Below are 19,407 nucleotides of genomic sequence, written 5' to 3'. Positions count from 1 at the left end.
GACCGGCGCAGTCCCGGCCGGCACCGTCCCGACGCAAGGAGCATCATGACCACCGACTTCACAACCACTGCCGCCATCCTGTCTGCGATCGAGGACCCCAACGGGCGCGAGATCCGCGATCCGGCTACAGGCGAGATCGTCGGACGCACCCGTCAGGGCAGCCCGGCAGAGATCGATTCGGCAGTCGCCGCCGCCCGGAGGGCCCAACCGGAATGGGCCGGGCAGACCGCGCAGGAGCGCAGCGACCGCCTCAATGCCGCCGCCGATGCGATCGAAGCCTCCGCCGAGGCGCTGGCCGAGCTGCTCTCCCGCGAACAGGGCAAACCGCTCAACGGGCCCAATGCGCGTTTCGAAGTCGGGGCCTGCGCCGCGTGGCTGCGCGCGAACGCGGCCTTCGAGCTCGACCCCGAGGTCGTCGTCGAGGACGGTGAGACCCACGCCGAACTCCACTACCGGCCGGTCGGCGTCGTCGGCGCGGTCGGACCCTGGAACTGGCCGATGATGATCTCCGTGTGGCAGTTCGCTCCGGCCCTGAAGATGGGCAACACCGTCGTCCTCAAACCCTCGGAGTACACACCGCTGTCCGTGCAGGCACTCGTGGCCGTGGTCAACCAGGCGCTGCCGGCCGATGTGCTCGCCGTCGTTCCCGGAGACGGGGCCGTCGGCGCCGCACTGACCGGCCATGCCGACATCGACAAGATCATGTTCACCGGGTCGACGAAGACCGGGCAGGCGATCATGCGCACCGCCGCGGACAGTCTGGCCAGGATCACCCTCGAACTCGGCGGCAACGATGCCGGAATCGTGCTCGCCGATGCCGACCCCGCCGCCATCGCTGCCGATCTGTTCTGGGGTGCATTCATCAACACCGGCCAGACCTGCGCGGCGATGAAGCGCCTTTATGTGCCCGAATCGCTCTATGACGAGGTCTGCCAGGCCCTCGTCGAGGTGGCCGGAGCGTCCCCGATGGGTGTGGGCCTCGACGAGGACAACGTGCTCGGTCCGCTGCAGAACAAACAGCAGTACGATATCGTCGCCCGCCTCGTCCAAGCCGCGAAGGACGGGGGAGCGCGCGTGCTCGTCGGCGGCGATCCGGTCGCCGAGCGGCCCGGGTACTTCTACCCCACGACGCTCGTCGCCGACATCGACAATGACAATCCGCTCGTCGCCGAGGAGCAGTTCGGGCCCGTGCTGCCGATCATCAAGTACACGGACCTCGACCAGGCCATCGAATGGGCCAACGGCCTCGAGGTCGGGCTCGGCTCCTCGGTGTGGGGCACGGATCTCGACGCCTGCCGACAGGTCGCTGCCCGTCTCGAGGCCGGAACCACGTGGATCAACAAACACGGTGCCGTGGATCCGCGGATTCCCTTCGGCGGCGTGAAGAAGTCCGGCTTCGGTCTCGAATTCGGTCTCGAAGGCCTGAAACAGGTCAGCGTCCCCCATGTGATCAGCTGGTGAGCGGCACCTGAATCGGTCACCGCGACTGACTCAGGCTCACTGCGCCCGCGGAAGGACCTCGCCGACGATGTCGACCACCCGGGCCAAGGCCTCCGACGGGTTGTTCCGCCGCCAGCCGAGCGCGAGTGTGAAGGCATCCCCACCCTCGGCGAGAGGAACATAGCGCACTCCGTCGATGCGGATGTGATCCGAGGACGCGACGACGACGGCCAGGCCGACCTGCGCTCCCACCAGGGCGAGGAGACTGTAGGGGTCCGGTGCCTCCTGGACGACGTGGGGGAGGAAACCGGCCTCGTCGGCCAGGCGCATCATCACCTCTCGCACCTGCGAACCATGGGACGGGGCATAGGAGATGAACGGCTGGCCGGCCAGCCCGGCCATACTGACCGACCCACGATCGGCGAGCTCGTGTCCAGCGGGCATGGCGATCATCACGCTCTCCTGACGGATGACGTGGACCTCGACACCGGCGGGCGCCGGGGGACTGATGATGGCGAGATCGATCTGTCCGTCACGCACAGCGATGGCCGCCTGTCCGCAGTACATCTGCGGGCGCAGGTCGAGTCTGATCCCCGGGTGCCGCTCGCCCACCTCCCGGGCCAGGCGGGAGAGGATCGAATAGCCGCTCGTGCCGCCGAAGCCGATGCGCACCCGGCCGGCCAATCCCTGCTGGGCGGCGCGGGCGATGCGCCGGGCGCCATCGACCTGAGTGCCGATCGCCGCTGCGGGCTCGACCAAAGCTTCGCCGGCCGGTGTCAGCCTCACCCGCCTGGTCGTGCGCTCGAACAGCTCGACGTCGAGGTCGGCCTCGAGGGCGCGGATGATCTGACTGAGGGCGGGCTGGGCGATGCGGAGTCTCTCCGCCGCCCGGCCGAAATGCAGCTCCTCGGCGACGGCGAGGAAGGCGGTGACCTGTCTGAACTCCATAGCTTCTCCTCAGTGCTGCTGATTGATAAGAAAATACAATCAATCAATGCGATATTACCTCTTGGACTCCGCTGAATTCCGGTGGCAGGGTTGAAGACGACCCCGACCGCCATGAGGAGCCGATATGACCGACACGACCGCTGCCACCACCGAGACCACCACTGCCACCTCCGACCCTTCAGATCTGCTGGACCTCGCCGGACTCCTCTCGGAGACCGAACTCGAGATCCGAGACCGGGTCAGGACCTTCGTCGACGACCGGATCCGCCCGAACATCGCCGACTGGTATGAGAACGCGGTGTTCCCGACCGAGATCGTCAAGGACATGGGCGACCTCGGCCTGCTCGGCATGCACCTGCACGGCTACGGCTGCCCCGGACGCACGGCCGTCGAATACGGTCTCGCCGCCCTCGAACTCGAAGCCGGCGACTCGGGGCTGCGCACCTTCGTGTCCGTGCAGGGATCGCTGGCGATGTCGGCGATCCACAAATTCGGGTCCGAGGAGCAGAAGAACCGGTACCTGCCCGGCATGGCGGCAGGCGAGCTCATCGGCTGCTTCGGGCTGACCGAGCCGACCGCCGGGTCCGATCCCGGATCCATGGCCACCACTGCCACCCGCCGAGCCGACGGCGGCTGGGTCCTCAACGGCGCCAAGCGCTGGATCGGCCTGGCCTCGATCGCCGACGTCGCCGTCATCTGGGCCGCCACCGACGACGGCATCCGCGGCTTCCTCGTCCCCACCGACACCCCTGGTTTCACGCCGACTCCCATCGAGGCGAAGCTGTCGATGCGCGCGTCCATCCAGTGCGATATCGCCCTGGACGAAGTGGCTCTGCCCGCCGAGGCGGTCCTGCCCGAGGTCACGGGACTCAAGGGCCCGTTCTCCTGCCTCAACGAAGCCCGCTACGGAATCATGTGGGGCGCCATGGGGGCGGCCCGGGACTCCTTCGACGTCGCCCTGGACTATGCGCAGAACCGTCTGCAGTTCGACAAACCGCTGACGGCGTACCAGATCACCCAGGAGAAGCTGGTGAACATGGCCCTCGAAATCCAGAAGGGCACCCTGCTGGCCCTGCAGACCGGGCGGCTCAAGGACGCCGGTCGCCTCGACCCGGTGCAGATCTCGGTGGGCAAGCTCAACAACTGCCGCGAGGCCATTGCGATCTGCCGCGATGCCCGGGCCATGCTCGGCGGCAACGGCATCACGCTCGACTACTCACCGCTGCGGCATGCGAACAACCTCGAATCCGTTCGCACCTACGAAGGCACCGATGAGGTCCATACCCTCATCCTCGGCCGTCACATCACCGGTCAGCAGGCGTTCCGCTGATCGATGTCAGGGCACGAGTCGATCGCCCGCCACCCACACCTCGGCGGGGGAGCGGAGTGCATCGAGATCGGTGAGCGGATCACCGTCGACGAGGAGCAGATCCGCACGGGCACCCTCAATCACACGACCGCGATCGCGAAGCCCGAGAGCATCCGCCGCCGCTGAGGTCGCAGCCCGAATCGCCTCGGTGCGGTTCATCCCCGCCTGGACCAGATAGGCGAGCTCGGTGTGCAGAGAGGGACCGTGATGGACCGGGGCGAACGCCGTTTCGTTGGCATCCGTTCCGGCGATGACGGTGACGCCCGCTTCATCCATCGCGCGGACATTGTCGAGGGCGAGGCCGAAGGCGGCATCGGCACGGTCGCCGAGGCGGCCGTCGATGATCGCCCGCATCATCACGAGCGTGGGGGACACGACGGTGCCGGACTCCCGCAGCCGGTTCAGTGTGGCCTCCGGAAGCGGGCGGTCGAACGGGATGTGGGTGAGCACGTCGACCCCTGGACTCGGCGGGGGACCCCATCATCTCGATCTGCGTGCTTCCCGGCGCCGAGGCGGCCGATCCGGCACTGACGATCGCCGGCAGCTCGTCGTCGGCGCGCAGCTGATCGATGAGTGAGTCGGGGTGCGTGCCGAGGTCGACGACCGATGTCAGGCCCGACCGCAGCGCGTCGACCAGCCGGGAGCGCTCGCCGAGGTGGACATGGGTGTCGATGAGACCGGGGAGCAGTGTCTTCGCCGCCTGCGGCGCGGGTTCTGCGGCCGGGCGGATCGACGTGATCGCCGCATCGAATTCGACGTCGACGGGTTGAGCCGGGCCACCGTCTCCGACGAGGCGGACATTGCGAAGAATCGTCATGGGGACACTGTACGGCCGATCACCGCACAGAGCCTGTCCCAGCACGCCTGAGAACCGTGTCTGCGGCAGTGGTGTTAGGGTAGCCTTTGTGCCGAGTTTTCCCTCCTCCGGTTCGTCCCTCCTGATCAGAGCCGCCCGTCGGCGCCTGTCACTGCTGCTGCCCGGAGCCTTCATGCTCTCGCTGTGGCAGGTCTGCGAAGCGCTCGTTCCCGTGGCGATCGGAATCGTCGTCGATCGCGCGATCATTCCGCTGTCGTGGCCGATGCTCATCGTCTCGATCATCGGCGTCGGGGCGCTGTTCACCGTGCTCAGCCTCGGATATCGCTTCGGGGCCCGCTCGTGCAATGCCGCTCGTGAACGCGAAGCGCATGCGCTGCGCGTCGAAATCACCCATGCGGCGCTGACCTCGGCGAACCTGCCCGCTGACCGGGCTTCGGGCGAGGTGCTCTCGATCGCCTCCGCCGACGCCGACACCGCCTCCATGTCCTTCCAGCAGGCCGGACGCGGCATCGCTTCGGTGCTGGGCATGATCACCGCCGCGGTCTTCCTGCTCGTCGCCGACCCCGTGACCGGTCTCGTCGTCCTCATCGCCGTGCCCATCGGCCTGATCATCGTCGCGCTGCCGGGCCGGTCGGTGTCCGCGAAGGCCACCGCCCAGCTCGAGGCCGTCGCCGCCGCGGGACGCTCGGCCTCCGACCTCATGCACGGGCTGCGGGTGATCAAGGCGATGGGCGGCGAGACCTGGGCGGTCGACCGCTACCGGCAGACCTCGGATGCCGCGGCCGTGGCCGGCATCGCCACCGGTGAACGCACCGGGCGACTGGCCGGCCTCGGCGCCCTGGTGATGTCCGCGGTCCTCGCGATCGTCCTCATCGTTGCGGGCCTGCGCCTCATCGACGGGCAGATGAGCGTCGGAGCCCTGATCGGCATCCTCGGCATGACCGCATTTCTGACCGAACCGATGCGGGCCCTGGCCGAGATCGTCGGCCTCTTCGCCCAATCCCACGGCGCCGCCGAACGGATCTCGAGACTGCTGGGCGATATCGACGCCGAGGCCGAGAAGGACTCGACCGCCCAGGCCCCGGAGGTCACCGTCTCGGACTCCGGCGTGACCATCACCGGCTGGCCCGGCGGCGACGAGGAGTTCACCACGGCCGGCGGGCAACTGACCTGCATCGTCACCGAGACCGCCGAGCACAGCGCCCGGCTGCACTCGGCGCTGTCCGCCCGCGCCCGCGGGCTCGGACCGGCGACGATGCTCGTCGCACCGCATGACGTCGACCTGTTCGAAGGCACCATCGGCTCGAACATCACCATGGTCGTCGGCACCGACGAGCAGTCCGAACCCGACGGACAGTCACGCACCGTCCACGCGGTCACCGACGAGGTCCTCGCGGCCGCGGGCGCCGACGAACTCCTCGGCCTCGTCGAAGGCGGACTCGACCATCGGATCCAGGAACTCGGCGGAAACCTCTCCGGCGGCCAACGTCAGCGCGTCGCCCTGGCCCGGGCGCTGAACGCCGCCCCCGAGATCCTCGTCCTCGCCGAACCGACCACGGCCGTCGACGCCGTCACCGAGGCCCGGATCGCCGAAGGCCTCACCGAGCTGCGTCGCAGCCGGCAGTGCAGAGCCACGATCATCCTCACCAGCTCCCCGGCCTTCCTCGCCGCCGCCGACACCGTGATCTACGCGCCGGCGACGGGCCCGATCTTCAGCGGGGCTCACTCCGAGCTGCTGGCCGCCGACAGCGACGCCGCCGAGTCCTACCGGCAGGCGGTGACCCGATGACGGCACCGAAGCACAGCACCCTGTCGATCGCCTCACGCCGCCGGTCCTTCGCCCACCTCGGCCCCCTGCTGCGCCGCCGGATCGGCTGGATCGTCCTCCTCACCCTCGCCGGTCTGGCCAACGCCGGGGCCGGACTCGTCGGACCGTGGGCGATCGGCCGCCTCGTCGACCGGCTGCCGGCAGGCGCCGGACCCGAAGAGGTCTGGTTCTGTGCTGTGGCCGTGGCGGTCGCCGGCATCATCATGGCCCTGGGCACGTGGATCGGGGGCTGGGCGCTGGCCCATATCGCCATGCCCGTCGTCGCCGGGCTGCGCACGGAAGTCGTCGACTCCGCGCTGAGCTTGGAGTCCCAGCGGATCGAAGTCACCGGCACCGGAGATCTCGTCTCCCGGGTCGCCGATGACTCCCGCAAGATCAGCGAGGCCGCCGCCCAAGTGCTTCCCCTCGTCGTCGAATCACTTCTCGTCGTCATCGTCTCCGCCGCGGGGCTGGCCGCCATCGATTGGCGGCTGGGCATCGTCGGCCTCGTCGCCCTGCCGATGTACTGGCTCACCCTGCGCTGGTATCTGCCGAGGTCAGAACCCATCTACAAGGAAGAACGCGCGGCATTCGGAAGGCGCGCCGGCCGGTTGCTGGGCGGTCTGACCGGGGCCGCGACGCTGCGCGCCTACCGCGCGGAGGCCGGGGAGCTGCACCGCATCGACGCTGCCTCCGGCCAGGCCCGGGACCTGTCGATCGACGTGTTCCGATTCGTCACCCGCGCCTTCGGCCGGAACAACCGCGCCGAGGCCGTCGTGCTCTCCCTGCTGCTGGTCGCCGGCTTCGCCCTCGTGTGGTTCGGCGAGTCCACCGCCGGAGCCGTGACCACCGCGGCCCTGGTCTTCCACCGCCTGTTCAACCCCATCGGCGCCCTCGTCGGGCTCTTCGACCAGATCCAATCGGCCGGCGCATCGCTGACGCGCATGGTCGGAGTCATCGACGAGGCGCAGGCGGCCCCGCAGCGGTCGACCGCCCTGACCGCGGACCGCCCGTGTCTGGTGCTCGAGGACCTGTGGTTCAGCTACGAGGCCGACCCGGACTCGGACAACCATGTGCTCAAAGGCGTCAACCTGCGCATCCACCCCGGTGAGCACATCGCCGTCGTCGGCACCACGGGGGCCGGCAAGACGACGCTGGCCCGGATCGCGGCGGGACTGTCCCCACCGAGATCCGGCCACGCCGCGCTCGCCGGCACCGGGGCAGCCTCGGCGAAGAGGGTGGAGCTGACCTCGGTGGACGAATCCGAACTGCGAGGCCACATCGCCATGGTCGCCCAGGAGGTCCACACCTTCTCCGGAACCCTGCGCGAGAACGTGGCCCTGCCGAAACCGACCGCCGACGATGCGGCGGTCATCGCCGCACTGGACACGGTCGGAGCCGGATGGGCGCACTCGCTGCCGAAAGGCCTGGACACGCAGATCGGGGAGGGCGGGATCCGGATGTCGGCCGTCCAGGAGCAGACGATCGCCTTGGCCAGGCTCGTCCTCGCCGACCCGGACTTCGCGATCCTCGACGAGGCGACCGCCGAGGCGGGTTCGGCCGGAGCCCATGTCCTCGAGACCTCGGCGGAGGCGGCCTTGGCCGGCCGCGGCGCCCTCATCGTCGCCCACCGGCTCAGCCAGGCCGAGAAGGCCGACCGGGTCCTCGTCATGGAGCACGGGCAGGTGATCGAAGAGGGCGCCCACGACGAACTCGTCGCCGCCGGAGGCCGGTACGCGGCTCTGTGGGAGGCCTGGTCGGCCTGAACCGACGGCCTCGCCGTCGACCGGCGTCGGGTCTCAGCGCAGCCCGAGCACCGTGGTGGCGATCGTGAAGTAGATGATGAGGCCCGTGGCATCGCAGAACGTGGAGATGAACGGGTTGGAGAACACGGCCGGATCCGCGCCGACCCTCTTCGCGATGATGGGCATCAGCCCGCCCACCGTGGCGGCCATCATGCACACCGACAACAGAGTCAACCCGATGACCAGGCCGATCGGCCAACTGTAGACGAGGCCGGCGATGACGAAGCCGAGGCTGCCGAGCACGGAGCCGAGGACGGCCCCGACGCGCAGCTCCCGCCAGATCACCCGGCCGAGATCGCGGATGCGCACCTCGCCCACGGCCAGGGCCCGGGTCACCGTGGTCGCGGCCTGGTTGCCGGTGTTGCCGCCGGTGCCGGTCAGCAGGGGGATGAACAGGGCGAGGACGACGACCTGGTCGAGGCGGTCCTCATAGACTTCGAGGACCTGGACGGTCAGGATCGCGGACACGGCGAGGACGAGCAGCCACACGATGCGGCTGCGGACCAGACGCAGGATCGTCGAGGACAGATACGACCGGTCCAGCGGTTCCGTACCGGAACCGCGCGCGATGTCCTCGGCATCCTCCTCGTCCATGATGTCGAGGACATCGTCCATGGTCAGGATCCCGACGAGGCGGTCCTCCTGGTCGGTGACCGGCATCGCGATGAGCCGGTGGGACAGGAACTCGCGTGCCGCCTGCTCACGGTCGGTCAGCGCATGGGTGCTGATCGAGTCGCGGACCATGTCCTCGACGATGGTGTCGGCATCGACGGCGATGAGGTTGCGCAGGGACACCACTCCGCGCAGCACCCGGCCGGGGCCGACCACGGGCAGGAGATAGACGGTCTCGGGACCGTCGATGCGAGCGCGCACGACCTCCATCGCCCTGGCGGCGGTCCAGTCCTCGTGCAGGGCGAGGACCTCGGGCGACATGTACCGGCCGATCGCGGACTTCGGATAGCCGAGGACCGCGGAGGTCATCGCCCGCTCCTGGGCGGTCAGCCCCTTCATCAGTCGGCTGGCCACACTCGCGGGCAGTTCGCCGAAGAGCTCGGCACGGTCATCGGGGTCGAGTCCCTCGACGATGTCGGCGACCTCGGGTTCGCGGAGGTTGCCGATGAGCTCGGCCTGGTAGGCCGGTGGCAGGTCCTCGAAGACGTCGAGGGCCTCGGCCTTCGTCAGGACCCGGAAGAGCATCGCGGACTGCAGCGGAGTCGAGGTGTGCACGAGCCGGCCGATCTCGGCCCGCGGCACCTGCCGGGCCAGGGAGGCGATCTCATCGAGGGTGTGCGGGTCGATTCTGCCGGTGAGCGCGGATTCGAGCCGGTCGGCCGCCTCGGTGCTCTCTGTCGTGTCGGCCACGAACTCCCCCTCGCCTCGTCACGGATTCTCCCGCAGACCACCTTATGCCATGGGCGGAAGTCGCCGGGCCACCGCCCCGGACGGGACCGCCTCGGCGAGGTCATCGAACGCACCGACGCCTATGCTCGGGCCGGCGCCGACGGGATCTTCGTTCCCGGAATCCACGATCAGGCGAGAATCGCTGCGATCGTCGAAGCCCGCCCGCTGCTTCACCGTTCGGCGCTCTCGGCGGCGGTGCAGTCCCTTGCCGTCCTCGACGACGACCGCCCGGCAGAGACGGCGGGTGTGCTGTCCTACCGGGCGGTCGCCGATCTGGGTGGTCAGTCCTCCTCGTAGGAGTCGTCGATGACCTCCGGCATACCGTCGATGACCGAGACCTCTTCGGTCCCGTCATCGGCCAGGGCATCGACGTTGAGATCGTCCCCGTCGAGCTCGGAGACTTCGAAGTCGTCATCGCCTTCGGAGACCATCTCGTCGCCGACTCGATTCCCCTGTTCCGCGGCCGGTGACTGGTCGGTGTTGAACTCGTCCGAGAGATCGGGCTCATCGTTCTCGTCATCCCGGTCGGCCCCTTCGAGGAGCACATCGTCGGCGCCCTCGACACCTGTGCCCTCGGGGCCGTGGGCCCCGGGCTCGACGTCCGGTTCGCCCGGCTCGTCATCGTCGATGTCGGTCTCGACCTGTTCGGCTTCGACCTCGGCGGCGTTGAGCTCCGGGTCGTCGAGTTCAGCGGCCGTCGGTTCGTCGAGCTCGGGGTCGTCGAGAATGGGATCCTCATCCGGCCGGTCGGTCATGTCCGATTCGAACTCGCTCATGGTCTCTCCTTCGCTCGTCGTCAGGATCGGGTCCTCATTCTTGCACGTCGATCGCGTGCGGGCTAGGTCACTTCCGATCGAAGCGGTCCTTCCAATCCTGCCAGTCCCAGTGGGTCAGGAACTTCTCAGCAGCGCTGCGGCCCGCGGCGATGAGATCGAGTTTGGCGTCGCTTGAGAGGCCGAAGTCCGTGCTGCTGTGGCCGGAGGTGTCGACGAAGATCGTCCGCTCGGTCACCGAAGGATCGTCGATGTGCCTGCGGTCGTGGGCGTTGATCATCGTCGACAGCAGCGACCGGGCGTACTGGAACGTCGTGGTGTTGGGTCGCCACTGCGCGGCGGGGGTGTGCCGGGCCGAGAGCATGACCCCGAACGTCGGCCACCGCGCGGGCTTGGCATCCTTGCGGTCGAAGACGTCGACGGGGAAGTTCGAGAGCAGACCGCCGTCGGCACCGAGCACGGAGGAGCCTCCGGCCGCTTTCGGCCGCGCAGGCAGGGATCGGGGGCGGAAGAAGAAGGGGCTGGCGGCCGAGGCGCACACCGCCTCGGCGACGGATTGGCTGTCGGCGTCGACGCCGAGGGAGTCCTCATAGTCCCAGGGCAGGCGCAGCATTCGGCCCCGGGAGACGTCGGAGACGATGACGACGAGCCGGTAGGAGCGTTCGGGTGGGATCGCCGATCCCGGATCGGTCAGCTTGAGGTCGCCCCAGGTGCGCACTCCCTGTCTGTCCAGCGCTTCGGCGAGGAAGTCATGGAGTGCGTCACCGAGGTACATGCCTTTGTGGAACAGCAGGCCCTGCACCTTGCCCAGCCACGGCGTGAACCGGAAGGCGGGGGAGAGGTCCTCGAATTCGGAGAAGTCCTGCTCGAGCACCCTCTGCGCGAGTCTGTCGGCGGGCAGCCCGGCCGCGCTCAGAGCCCCGACGATCGCCCCGGCCGAGGTCCCGGCGATGCGGTGGAAGTCGTAGCCGGCCTCGGTCAGGGACTGCAGTGCGCCGATGAGTCCGGGCAGCTTCGCCCCGCCTCCTTCGAGGACCAGATCGGTCGTGGCCATGACTGCTTCCTTCCGTGCGTCCCTGAGTCCATTGTGGACCCGAGCCGGGACGGCGGCCGGGACTCGGCGTCGACCGGCTCAGCTGCCTGCGGTCGGCTGCCGGCTGCGACCGGTCCTGCCGGTGAAGTGGTCCATGGTCTGATTGACTCCGAGGAAGTCCATGACCTTGTCGAAGGCCCGTGTGGGAAGCAAGCGCAGGGCCGGCACCAGACTCACGAGCGAGGGCATGACCAGCTGTTCGCGACCGGCTTCGACGGCGTCGAGGACGCGGGTGGCCACATCTGTCTCCTCGAGGATCGGCAGCAGGCGGGGGAACTTCGTGCGGACGCCGTCGAACATGCCGGTGTTGATGTAAAAGGGGCAGAAGGCGAGGGTGCCCACGCGGCTGCCCTCGGCACGCAGTTCGCTGCGCAGCGATTCGGTGAATCCCACGGCCGCCCATTTGCTCGCCGAGTAGTCAGTCTGGCGGGCCACCCCGGTCAGGCCCGCGGCGCTGGCGATCGTGACCACCGAACCTCGGTCCCGTTCGAGCATTCCCGGCAGGAACACCCTGGTCGTCCAGTACAGAGCCAGCGTGTTGACGTCGAAGACACGCCGGATCGCTGCCTCGTCGGCATCGAGGAGCTTCTTGCCGGTGACGATGCCGGCGCAGTTGATGAGGATGTCGACCGGTCCCGTTCGCTCGGCCACGGTCTCGACCTGGGCGGAATCCGCCACATTGACCTCGAACGCCCGAGCCTGCCCGCCGGCGGCCGTGATCTCATCGCGCACGGCCTCTCCGCTGTCGGCGGACAGGTCCCAGATGAGGATCTCGGCGGCTCCGCGCGCTGCGGCGTCGAGGGCCATGAGCCTGCCGATTCCGCTGCCTGCTCCGGTGATGAGCACCCGGGCGCCGTCGATCGTCGTTCCACGCTTCATTCGTTGCATCCTTGCAGTCGAGGTCAGTCCAGCGACTCTCGGATGCGGACGCCGCACCATGCGACGACCCACCCGAAAGTTACTCAACAGTACATCAGTATGACGTGAGTCACCGCAAGGGTGCGGCGGCGAATGAAGCGAACCGGGCGGATCAGCCCTCGGCGATGCCCTTCTGGATGAGATCCATGACCGAGGAGTCCGCCAGCGTCGTGACATCGCCGACCTCGCGGTTCTCGGCGACGTCCTTGAGCAGGCGGCGCATGATCTTGCCCGATCGGGTCTTCGGCAGATCGGGAACGAGCATGACCGACCTCGGCGTCGCAATCGGTCCGATCGTGCTGCGCACATGGCCCCGCAGTTCGTCCACGACGTCGTTGCCGCCGTCGGCGGCGCTTTCGCGGAGGATCACGAAGGCCTCGATGGCCTGCCCGGTCATCTCGTCGCGGGCACCGACCACGGCCGCCTCGGCGACCTTCGGATGCGCGACCAGAGCGGATTCGATCTCTGCGGTCGACATCCGGTGACCGGAGACGTTGAGAACATCGTCGACGCGGCCGAGGACCCAGAAGTCGCCGTCGCGGTCGATCTTCGCGCCGTCACCGGCGAAGTAGACCTCGGGATACTGCGACCAGTAGGTCTTCTTGTACCGTTCCTCATCGCCCCACAGGGTGCGCAGCATGGACGGCCACGGTTCCTTGATGACAAGGTAGCCGCCGTTGCCCGGCTCGACCGATCGGCCCTCGTCGTCGAAGACATCGGCGACGATTCCGGGCAGGGCCCGCATCGCCGAGCCCGGTTTGGTCGCTGTCGCGCCCGGCAGCGGGCTGATGAGGATGCTGCCGTTCTCCGTCTGCCACCAGGTGTCGACCACCGGGCACCGGTTGCCGCCGATCTGCTCGCGGTACCACATCCAGGCTTCGGGGTTGATCGGTTCGCCCACACTGCCGAGCAGGCGCAGGCTGGAGAGATCGAATTTCGCGGGGATGTCGCGTCCCCACTTCATGAACGAGCGGATGGCCGTCGGAGCGCAGTAGAGGATCGAGACCTTGTACTTCTCGACGATCTCCCACCAGCGCCCGCGATGGGGTGTGTCGGGGGTGCCTTCGTAGAGCACCGAGGTGGTGGCGTTGGCCAGCGGACCGTAGACGATATAGGAGTGACCGGTGACCCAGCCGATGTCCGCGGCCGTCCAGAAGACGTCGGACTCGGGCTTGATGTCGAAGACCGCCCAGTGGGTGAACGAGGTCCCGACCATGTACCCGCCGGTCGTGTGCAGGATGCCCTTGGGCTTTCCGGTCGTGCCCGAGGAGTACATGATGTAGAGCGGATGCTCGGAGTCGAAGGCCTCGGGGGTGTGGGTCTCGGACTGGCGGTCGACGACATCGTGCCACCACAGATCGCGGCCCTCCTGCCAGTCGACGTCCTGGCCGGTGCGCTGGACGACGAGGACGTTGCGCACCTCGGGGCAGTCGACCATGGCCTCGTCGACGACGGACTTCAGACCCGAGGCCTTGCCCTTGCGGTAGCCGCCGTCGGCGGTGATGACGAATTCGACTCCGCAGTCCTTGACGCGGTCGGCGATCGCGCTCGCGGAGAACCCGCCGAAGATCACGGTGTGCGGAGCGCCGAGGCGGGCGCAGGCGAGCATGGCGAAGACGGTTTCGGGGATCATCGGCATGTAGATCGCGACCCGGTCGCCGGTCTTGACACCGAGCTCGGTCAGCGCATTGGCGGCCTTGGAGACCTCACGCAGAAGATCGGAATAGGTGATGGTGCGTGTGTCTCCGGACTCGCCTTCGAAGTAGTAGGCGACACGATCGCCGAGACCGTTCTCGACATGTCGGTCCACACAGTTGTAGGCGGCGTTGAGCCTGCCTCCGACGTACCACTTGGCAAAGGGCTTGTCCGACCAGTCGAGGACCGTGTCGAACGGGGTGTCCCAGGTGATCCTCTTCGCCTGCTCCTCCCAGTATCCGATGCGGTCGGCAGCGGCCTTGTCGTATTCTTCGGCGGTGACGTTCGCATTGGCAGCGAACTCCTCTGGGGGCGGGAAGGTCCGGCCTTCGTGGCTGAGTTCCTCGATCGTCGGATTGTTCGTCATCGTGTGCTCCTTTCGCCATGCCTCACACCGACGTGGTGCATGGAATCGAACTCCCCTTCAACCTACTCCAGTGGCCGGTGAAATCAAGGGGCGATACGACGGGTGATCATGACCGGGAAGCGTTGACCGACCGAAGAGGCGTGAGTTCCCAGTAGGTCCCGCACCGCCACAGCCACTCGAGGGGGCCGTAGCGGAAGAAGTGCAGCCAGACCGTCGACAGGGCGCATTGGACGATGATGATGACTGCCCAGATCCCGAGACCGCCCAGGGCGGAGATGTGACCGGCCGAGGCCAGCGGCGGCAGAGTGAGAACGCAGATCACGGTCTGACCCAGATAGTTCGAAAAGGCCATCCTGCCGTACAGGCGAAGGAAGGACAGGCATGTCGCGCCGAGGCGGGTGCGCAGGAGAAGGATCAGACCGGTCACGTACATGAAGCCGGGCACCATTGCGGTGCGGAAGGCGATGTCGTGAGCGTCAGTCGATCCGATGCCGGCGGCGCTGGTCCAGAGCCAGAGCGGGACGGAGCCGATGAGGCTGAGGGCGAAGATGCCGGTGACGGGGAAGCGTGCCGCCGCGGAATACAGGCCGAGTTCGGCCAGCCGGAATCCGAGCACCATGTGACCGAGGGTCCGAGCAAAGGACAGCAGCGGCAGCAGCAGGGGAGGAAGCTGGAGGTCGACTCCGCCGACGCCGGTGATCAGCTGCAGCACATCGGGGACGATCGCGGCCAGGATGCCGAGAGTGACGAATGACCACCTGGGCAGCAGGCTCAGCGGCAGAAGCAGGAGAGCGAGGACACCGTAGGAGGCGAGCACATCGATGCCGCCTAAGCTCGAGTTGATGAGTCCTGCGATGACGAGGATGACCATCCGGCGGACGTAGACCCATGTCGATCGGCCCTTCGCGCGCAGCCGCGTGAGAAAAATGTGGACGCTGGTGCCGAAGAGGAAAGCGAAAACGAAATGGAATTTGCCCAGGGCGACATCGTCGACGAGCTGCCAGGTCACCGCGTCCGTGCCGACGGGATCCGCCGACTGACCGGCTTGAGACAGGAAGTAGCGGATGTTGATGAGCAGGATGCCTGCAATGGCGACTCCGCGGATGACGTCGATGGAGACGATGCGATCTGCCGGGTTCGACGGCTGTGTCCGATCGGTGCGCGTCTCCGGAGATCGGCGGGCCTGTTCGTGGATCATGCCGAGCCACGGTATCAGGCCAGGTCCCTTGTCGAATGGAGACTGCGATCAGGTTGGGGTTGAGGCGCACTCCGGATATGAGAAGACCCCCGCCGGGGCGGGGGTCTTTCGGGTGGTGGCTCCGACCGGCGTCGATCCGGTGACCTTTCGATTTTCAGTCGAACGCTCTACCAACTGAGCTACAGAGCCTGGTCGCCGACACGCTGCATGTGTGCCGAGAGAAACAAAGGCTCTTCCGAAGAAGAGCCTTATGCTCCGCGACCCTGACGGGACTCGAACCCGCGACCTCCGCCGTGACAGGGCGGCGCGCTAACCAACTGCGCCACAGGGCCTTGCTGTTGTGGTTTCAGACCTCTCGATCCTACACCGTACCCCCAACGGGATTCGAACCCGTGTCGCCGCCGTGAAAGGGCGGTGTCCTAGGCCTCTAGACGATGGGGGCCTAGTTTGTCCTCGGATTCCCCGTGGGCAACGACGTTAAGCTTATCCCACCCGATTCGGCGAATGCAAAACGAAACAGAGTGTCCTCGGTCACAAGCCCACAGGCCCGTTCTCGGCCCGTCGTCGTCCCGAGTCCGGAGCTGCGAGCGGACTAGAGTGGTGGGCATGGAGTCCCTGAGCGATGACGAGTTCGAGTCGATCCTCGATGAGGCCCTCGACCTGCTGCCCGCGGGGGTGACAGAACAGCTGGACAATGTCGCCCTGTTCGTCGAGGATCGGCCGGAGAGCGGAGACCGGCATCTGCTCGGCCTCTACGAGGGAACTCCGATGGGCGAACGGGGCATCTCGGGCCTCGAGATGCCCGACAACATCTTCATCTACCGTGACAACCTCATCGACTTCGCCGAGGACCGCGACCACCTGCGCGAGGAGATCGTCATCACCATCGTCCACGAGATCGCCCACTTCTACGGCATCGACGACGAGCGCCTGCACGAACTCGGTTGGGGCTGAGGGGCAGGCGCGCACGCGGGCGAGAAAGCTACCGGCAAGTCATTTTGCGCGGCGGTGATTGGCGCTCGCCCCGGCGCGTCGCCTATTCTGGGCGGGTAATCCATCAGCATCGATACAACAATTCCGTCCGTATCGACGCGGGAGCACAGGATCATCGACGGTCCCGGGCGGCAGCGCCCAAGGTCTCCCGCGGACCTGCGGGCAGGAGGCACTACCCCCTTATGACAGTTGCATCCAAACCGACAGGAGCGGCGACCCCGGCCGTTCGAGTGCTCAATCTGGCAGGCATCGACTACAGCCTGCGCAGCTTCGACCACGATCCGGCCACCCGCCGCTACGGCTCGGAGGCCGCCGACAAGCTCGGCGTCAGCTCCGACCAGGTGTTCAAGACCCTGATGATCCAGGTCGACGGCGCACCCGTGACCGCGCTCGTGCCGGTCTCCGGTCAGCTCGATCTCAAGGGGCTCGCCTCGGCGAGGGGAGCGAAGAAGGCCCAGCTGTCCGGCGTGGCCGAGACCGAGCGCCGCACCGGCTACCCCGTCGGGGGAGTCTCCCCCTTCGGGCAGCGCCACGCCGTGCCCGTCGTCATCGACCGCACCGCGCTCGAGCATGCGTGCGTGTTCGTCTCCGCCGGCCGCCGCGGCCTCGAGATCGAGATCCGTCCGGAGGATCTCGTCATGCTCACCAATGCGCAGGTGGCCAAGATCGCCACACTCGACTGAGTCGCGGCTTCGCCGAGCGATCGAGCCTGCGGCTCACACCCATTCGACCTCACCGACGGCCGGGGCTGCCCGACCGGCGGTGAGGTCGGCGTACATCGCCAGGGCCTCGTCCACCTCGGCGACGGGGACGAGGACGTCGAGTCCCACCTCGCCGCCGTAGTCGGCTCGCGTGATCCAGCCCCGGTTCCCGGCTGCCCGCTCCAGCGCATTGGCCTGAGCGTAATCGACGAACGCGCGCACCGGCACGCGTTCGCTGCGAGTGATGATCCGCGCCCGATCCACCGCCGCCGAGGTGGCCTGACCGTAGGCGCGCACGAGCCCTCCCGCGCCCAGCAGGGTGCCGCCGAAGTACCTCGTCACGACCGCGACGACATAGGTGAGTTCGTGCCCGGTGACAACGTCGAGGATCGGGGCGCCGGCCGTGCCTGCCGGTTCCCCGTCGTCGCTGAAGCGCTGCGTGCGCGAATCCGGGTCGAGGACGAACGCCGAACAGTGGTGCCGGGCCTTCGGGTGCTCGGCCCGACAGTCGGCGATGACCTCGCGGGCCTCGGCCTCGTCGGAGGCGGGGGAGAGGCGTGCGAGGAAGCGGGATTTCTTGATCTCGATCTCGGCCTCGACGCTGGTGGGGATCGTCCGGTACGACATGCTCGTCACTGTAGTCGAATCTGTTCTACGATGAGGCCACAGGCGCGGATCTCCTCCGCCGCCGGCCCCTCCTCGGCGAAAGGGTGACAATGGTGCACCAGTCAGACGATGTCGAACTCGCAGCGATCAAGGACGAAGCCGCCCGGGCCCATGCCCTCGACCGCGCGCACGTCTTCCACTCCTGGTCGGCCCAGCGTCTCATCGACCCTCCGACGGTGGTCAGGGCGCAGGGGTCGACGGTCGTCGACGGCGAGGGGCGGCAGTTCCTCGACTTCTCCTCTCAACTGGTGAACACGAACATCGGTCACCAGCACCCGGCCGTGGTCGCGGCGATCAAGGATCAGGCCGATCTGCTGTGCACGATCAGCCCGGCCACGGCCAACGCCGCCCGCTCCGAGGCCGCCCGACTGATCACCGAACGCACCCCGGCCGGGCTGGACCGCGTGTTCTTCACCAACGGGGGAGCCGATGCGAACGAACACGCCATCCGCATGGCTCGGCTGCACACGGGCCGGAACAAGGTGCTCTCACGCTACCGGTCCTATCACGGCGGCACGCAGACGGCCGTCAACGTCACCGGCGACCCGCGGCGGTGGGAGAACGAGACCGGCGATGCCGGCGTCGTCCACTTCTTCGGTCCCTTCCTCTACCGGTCCGAGTTCCATGCCACCACCGAGGCGGAGGAGACCGAACGGGCGCTGCACCACCTCGAGCGGACCATCCAGTTGGAGGGGCCGGCGACGATCGCGGCGATCATCGTCGAGTCCATCCCCGGCACCGCCGGCATCATGATCCCCAGCCCCGAGTACATGCAAGGGGTGCGGGCACTGGCTGATGAGTACGGGATCATCCTCATCGCCGATGAGGTGATGGCCGGCTTCGGACGCTCGGGCAAGTGGTTCGCCTTCGAGCACTTCGGCATCGTCCCGGACCTCATCACCTTCGCCAAGGGCGTGAACTCCGGGTATGTGCCGCTGGGCGGAGTGGTCATCAACGACGCGATCTTCGAGACCTTCGCTGAACGCGTCTACCCCGGCGGACTGACCTACTCGGGTCACCCGCTGGCCTGCGCGGCCGCCGTCGCCACCATCAACGCGATGGCCGATGAAGGCATGATCGAACATGCCGCCCACATCGGCGAGACCATCATCGGTCCCAGGCTGCGACAGATCGCGGAGAACTCGAAGCACGTCGGCGAGGTCCGCGGCACCGGCGCGTTCTGGGCGATCGAACTCGTCTGGGACAAGGAAACGAAGGAGCCGCTGGCCCCCTACGGCGGAGGTTCACCCGAGGTCGCCTCGGTGGTGGCCGCACTCAAGGAGCACGGCGTGGTGCCGTTCAACAACTACCACCGGCTGCACGTGGTCCCGCCGATCAACATCACCGAGGACGACCTCGAACGCGGCCTCGGCGTCTTCGAGAAGGTGCTCACCGACCTCGACTTCTCCCGCTGAG

At 67.6% G+C, this 19,407-nt stretch carries 19 protein-coding genes and 3 tRNA genes; 10 read left to right on the top strand and 12 right to left on the bottom strand.

The window, feature by feature from the left end; genetic code table 11:
• The first annotated feature begins 45 nt into the window (after nt 1–45).
• Nucleotides 46–1,461: an aldehyde dehydrogenase family protein gene (locus tag ACSE4D_RS05040; protein WP_426936669.1), complete on the top strand. Its 1,416-nt coding sequence runs from the start codon at nt 46–48 to the stop codon at nt 1,459–1,461.
• A 36-nt stretch (nt 1,462–1,497) separates the two neighbouring features.
• Here the strand turns inward: ACSE4D_RS05040 and ACSE4D_RS05035 are convergent, their stop codons facing one another.
• Nucleotides 1,498–2,388, bottom strand: a complete 891-nt coding sequence (locus tag ACSE4D_RS05035; RefSeq protein WP_426936668.1) for a LysR family transcriptional regulator — start codon at nt 2,386–2,388, stop codon at nt 1,498–1,500.
• A 124-nt stretch (nt 2,389–2,512) separates the two neighbouring features.
• Here ACSE4D_RS05035 and ACSE4D_RS05030 point away from each other — a divergent pair, with 124 nt between their 5' ends.
• Entirely contained in the window at nt 2,513–3,718 is a 1,206-nt protein-coding gene (locus ACSE4D_RS05030; protein WP_426936667.1) for an acyl-CoA dehydrogenase family protein, read from the top strand.
• A 6-nt stretch (nt 3,719–3,724) separates the two neighbouring features.
• On the opposite strand, the gene ACSE4D_RS05025 is transcribed toward ACSE4D_RS05030, so the two are convergent.
• Nucleotides 3,725–4,207, bottom strand: coding sequence for an amidohydrolase family protein (locus ACSE4D_RS05025; RefSeq protein WP_426936666.1), 483 nt, complete (start codon nt 4,205–4,207; stop codon nt 3,725–3,727).
• Here ACSE4D_RS05025 and ACSE4D_RS05020 point away from each other — a divergent pair.
• Genes ACSE4D_RS05020 through ACSE4D_RS05005 form a run of 4 tightly spaced genes read left to right on the top strand, consistent with a single transcriptional unit; the run spans nt 4,200 to nt 8,147 of the window.
• The gene (locus tag ACSE4D_RS05020) at nt 4,200–4,334 is read left to right on the top strand and encodes a hypothetical protein (RefSeq protein ID WP_426936665.1); all 135 of its coding nucleotides are present in this window, start codon (nt 4,200–4,202) and stop codon (nt 4,332–4,334) included. The two genes, ACSE4D_RS05025 and ACSE4D_RS05020, sit on opposite strands and share 8 nt — an antisense overlap.
• Nucleotides 4,335–4,340: 6 nt before the next feature.
• Nucleotides 4,341–4,625, top strand: a complete 285-nt coding sequence (locus ACSE4D_RS05015; RefSeq protein ID WP_426936664.1) for a hypothetical protein — start codon at nt 4,341–4,343, stop codon at nt 4,623–4,625.
• Nucleotides 4,626–4,662: 37 nt separating this feature from the next.
• Complete coding sequence (locus ACSE4D_RS05010) at nt 4,663–6,363, top strand: ABC transporter transmembrane domain-containing protein (protein WP_426936663.1); 1,701 nt, start codon at nt 4,663–4,665, stop codon at nt 6,361–6,363.
• Nucleotides 6,360–8,147 (top strand): ABC transporter ATP-binding protein, encoded by a 1,788-nt coding sequence (locus ACSE4D_RS05005; RefSeq protein ID WP_426936662.1) that lies wholly within the window; start codon nt 6,360–6,362, stop codon nt 8,145–8,147. Before ACSE4D_RS05010 ends, ACSE4D_RS05005 begins: the two co-directional genes overlap by 4 nt.
• Nucleotides 8,148–8,180: 33 nt before the next feature.
• On the opposite strand, the gene mgtE is transcribed toward ACSE4D_RS05005, so the two are convergent.
• Nucleotides 8,181–9,548, bottom strand: coding sequence for a magnesium transporter (mgtE, locus tag ACSE4D_RS05000; protein WP_426936661.1), 1,368 nt, complete (start codon nt 9,546–9,548; stop codon nt 8,181–8,183).
• On the opposite strand from mgtE, the gene ACSE4D_RS04995 reads away from it, so the two are divergent.
• Nucleotides 9,474–9,884 carry an isocitrate lyase/phosphoenolpyruvate mutase family protein gene (locus ACSE4D_RS04995; protein ID WP_426936660.1) on the top strand — a complete coding sequence of 137 codons (411 nt, stop codon included), beginning with the start codon at nt 9,474–9,476 and terminating at the stop codon, nt 9,882–9,884. The genes mgtE and ACSE4D_RS04995 overlap by 75 nt on opposite strands.
• Here the strand turns inward: ACSE4D_RS04995 and ACSE4D_RS04990 are convergent.
• The 8 genes from ACSE4D_RS04990 to ACSE4D_RS04955 form a co-directional block, all read right to left on the bottom strand.
• Complete coding sequence (locus tag ACSE4D_RS04990; RefSeq protein ID WP_426936659.1) at nt 9,869–10,363, bottom strand: hypothetical protein; 495 nt, start codon at nt 10,361–10,363, stop codon at nt 9,869–9,871. The genes ACSE4D_RS04995 and ACSE4D_RS04990 overlap by 16 nt on opposite strands.
• Before the next feature lie 67 nt (nt 10,364–10,430).
• On the bottom strand, nt 10,431–11,414 hold the full coding sequence (locus ACSE4D_RS04985; protein ID WP_426936658.1) for a patatin-like phospholipase family protein: 984 nt from the start codon (nt 11,412–11,414) through the stop codon (nt 10,431–10,433).
• 78 nt (nt 11,415–11,492) lie between these two features.
• Nucleotides 11,493–12,332 (bottom strand): SDR family oxidoreductase, encoded by an 840-nt coding sequence (locus ACSE4D_RS04980; protein ID WP_426936657.1) that lies wholly within the window; start codon nt 12,330–12,332, stop codon nt 11,493–11,495.
• 151 nt (nt 12,333–12,483) lie between these two features.
• Nucleotides 12,484–14,433, bottom strand: a complete 1,950-nt coding sequence (gene acs, locus ACSE4D_RS04975) for an acetate--CoA ligase (RefSeq protein ID WP_426936656.1) — start codon at nt 14,431–14,433, stop codon at nt 12,484–12,486.
• A gap of 106 nt (nt 14,434–14,539) precedes the next feature.
• The gene (locus tag ACSE4D_RS04970; RefSeq protein ID WP_426936655.1) at nt 14,540–15,631 is read right to left on the bottom strand and encodes a DUF418 domain-containing protein; all 1,092 of its coding nucleotides are present in this window, start codon (nt 15,629–15,631) and stop codon (nt 14,540–14,542) included.
• Nucleotides 15,632–15,744: 113 nt separating this feature from the next.
• A tRNA-Phe gene (locus tag ACSE4D_RS04965) sits at nt 15,745–15,820 on the bottom strand.
• A gap of 69 nt (nt 15,821–15,889) precedes the next feature.
• A tRNA-Asp gene (locus ACSE4D_RS04960) sits at nt 15,890–15,963 on the bottom strand.
• A gap of 37 nt (nt 15,964–16,000) precedes the next feature.
• Nucleotides 16,001–16,073 (bottom strand) — tRNA-Glu (locus ACSE4D_RS04955).
• Nucleotides 16,074–16,237: 164 nt separating this feature from the next.
• Between ACSE4D_RS04955 and ACSE4D_RS04950 the strand changes: the two genes are divergently transcribed.
• Complete coding sequence (locus ACSE4D_RS04950; protein ID WP_426936654.1) at nt 16,238–16,585, top strand: metallopeptidase family protein; 348 nt, start codon at nt 16,238–16,240, stop codon at nt 16,583–16,585.
• 221 nt (nt 16,586–16,806) lie between these two features.
• Nucleotides 16,807–17,307: a Cys-tRNA(Pro) deacylase gene (ybaK, locus tag ACSE4D_RS04945; protein ID WP_426936653.1), complete on the top strand. Its 501-nt coding sequence runs from the start codon at nt 16,807–16,809 to the stop codon at nt 17,305–17,307.
• A gap of 33 nt (nt 17,308–17,340) precedes the next feature.
• Here ybaK and ACSE4D_RS04940 read toward each other — a convergent pair whose 3' ends face one another.
• On the bottom strand, nt 17,341–17,952 hold the full coding sequence (locus ACSE4D_RS04940; protein ID WP_426936652.1) for a YigZ family protein: 612 nt from the start codon (nt 17,950–17,952) through the stop codon (nt 17,341–17,343).
• Nucleotides 17,953–18,041: 89 nt separating this feature from the next.
• Between ACSE4D_RS04940 and ACSE4D_RS04935 the strand changes: the two genes are divergently transcribed.
• Nucleotides 18,042–19,406 (top strand): aspartate aminotransferase family protein, encoded by a 1,365-nt coding sequence (locus tag ACSE4D_RS04935; protein WP_426936651.1) that lies wholly within the window; start codon nt 18,042–18,044, stop codon nt 19,404–19,406.
• Nucleotide 19,407 lies beyond the last annotated feature (1 nt).

The organism is Brevibacterium sp. FAM 27836 (assembly GCF_051351055.1).
In the GTDB taxonomy this organism is placed as follows: domain Bacteria; phylum Actinomycetota; class Actinomycetes; order Actinomycetales; family Brevibacteriaceae; genus Brevibacterium.
The sequence above is the reverse complement of the archived record's forward strand: the minus strand, read 5'-3'. Positions and strand labels throughout refer to the sequence as shown.

What these genes read in the sequence shown, in the direction of transcription:
- ACSE4D_RS05040 (WP_426936669.1), top strand. Translation starts at nt 46, where the DNA reads ATGACCACCGACTTCACAACCACTGCCGCCATCCTGTCTGCGATCGAG.
- ACSE4D_RS05035 (WP_426936668.1), bottom strand. Translation starts at nt 2,388, where the DNA reads ATGGAGTTCAGACAGGTCACCGCCTTCCTCGCCGTCGCCGAGGAGCTG.
- ACSE4D_RS05030 (WP_426936667.1), top strand. Translation starts at nt 2,513, where the DNA reads ATGACCGACACGACCGCTGCCACCACCGAGACCACCACTGCCACCTCC.
- ACSE4D_RS05005 (WP_426936662.1), top strand. Translation starts at nt 6,360, where the DNA reads ATGACGGCACCGAAGCACAGCACCCTGTCGATCGCCTCACGCCGCCGG.
- ACSE4D_RS04990 (WP_426936659.1), bottom strand. Translation starts at nt 10,363, where the DNA reads ATGAGCGAGTTCGAATCGGACATGACCGACCGGCCGGATGAGGATCCC.
- ACSE4D_RS04985 (WP_426936658.1), bottom strand. Translation starts at nt 11,414, where the DNA reads ATGGCCACGACCGATCTGGTCCTCGAAGGAGGCGGGGCGAAGCTGCCC.
- ACSE4D_RS04980 (WP_426936657.1), bottom strand. Translation starts at nt 12,332, where the DNA reads ATGAAGCGTGGAACGACGATCGACGGCGCCCGGGTGCTCATCACCGGA.
- acs (WP_426936656.1), bottom strand. Translation starts at nt 14,433, where the DNA reads ATGACGAACAATCCGACGATCGAGGAACTCAGCCACGAAGGCCGGACC.
- ACSE4D_RS04970 (WP_426936655.1), bottom strand. Translation starts at nt 15,631, where the DNA reads ATGATCCACGAACAGGCCCGCCGATCTCCGGAGACGCGCACCGATCGG.
- ACSE4D_RS04950 (WP_426936654.1), top strand. Translation starts at nt 16,238, where the DNA reads ATGGAGTCCCTGAGCGATGACGAGTTCGAGTCGATCCTCGATGAGGCC.
- ybaK (WP_426936653.1), top strand. Translation starts at nt 16,807, where the DNA reads ATGACAGTTGCATCCAAACCGACAGGAGCGGCGACCCCGGCCGTTCGA.
- ACSE4D_RS04940 (WP_426936652.1), bottom strand. Translation starts at nt 17,952, where the DNA reads ATGTCGTACCGGACGATCCCCACCAGCGTCGAGGCCGAGATCGAGATC.
- ACSE4D_RS04935 (WP_426936651.1), top strand. Translation starts at nt 18,042, where the DNA reads ATGGTGCACCAGTCAGACGATGTCGAACTCGCAGCGATCAAGGACGAA.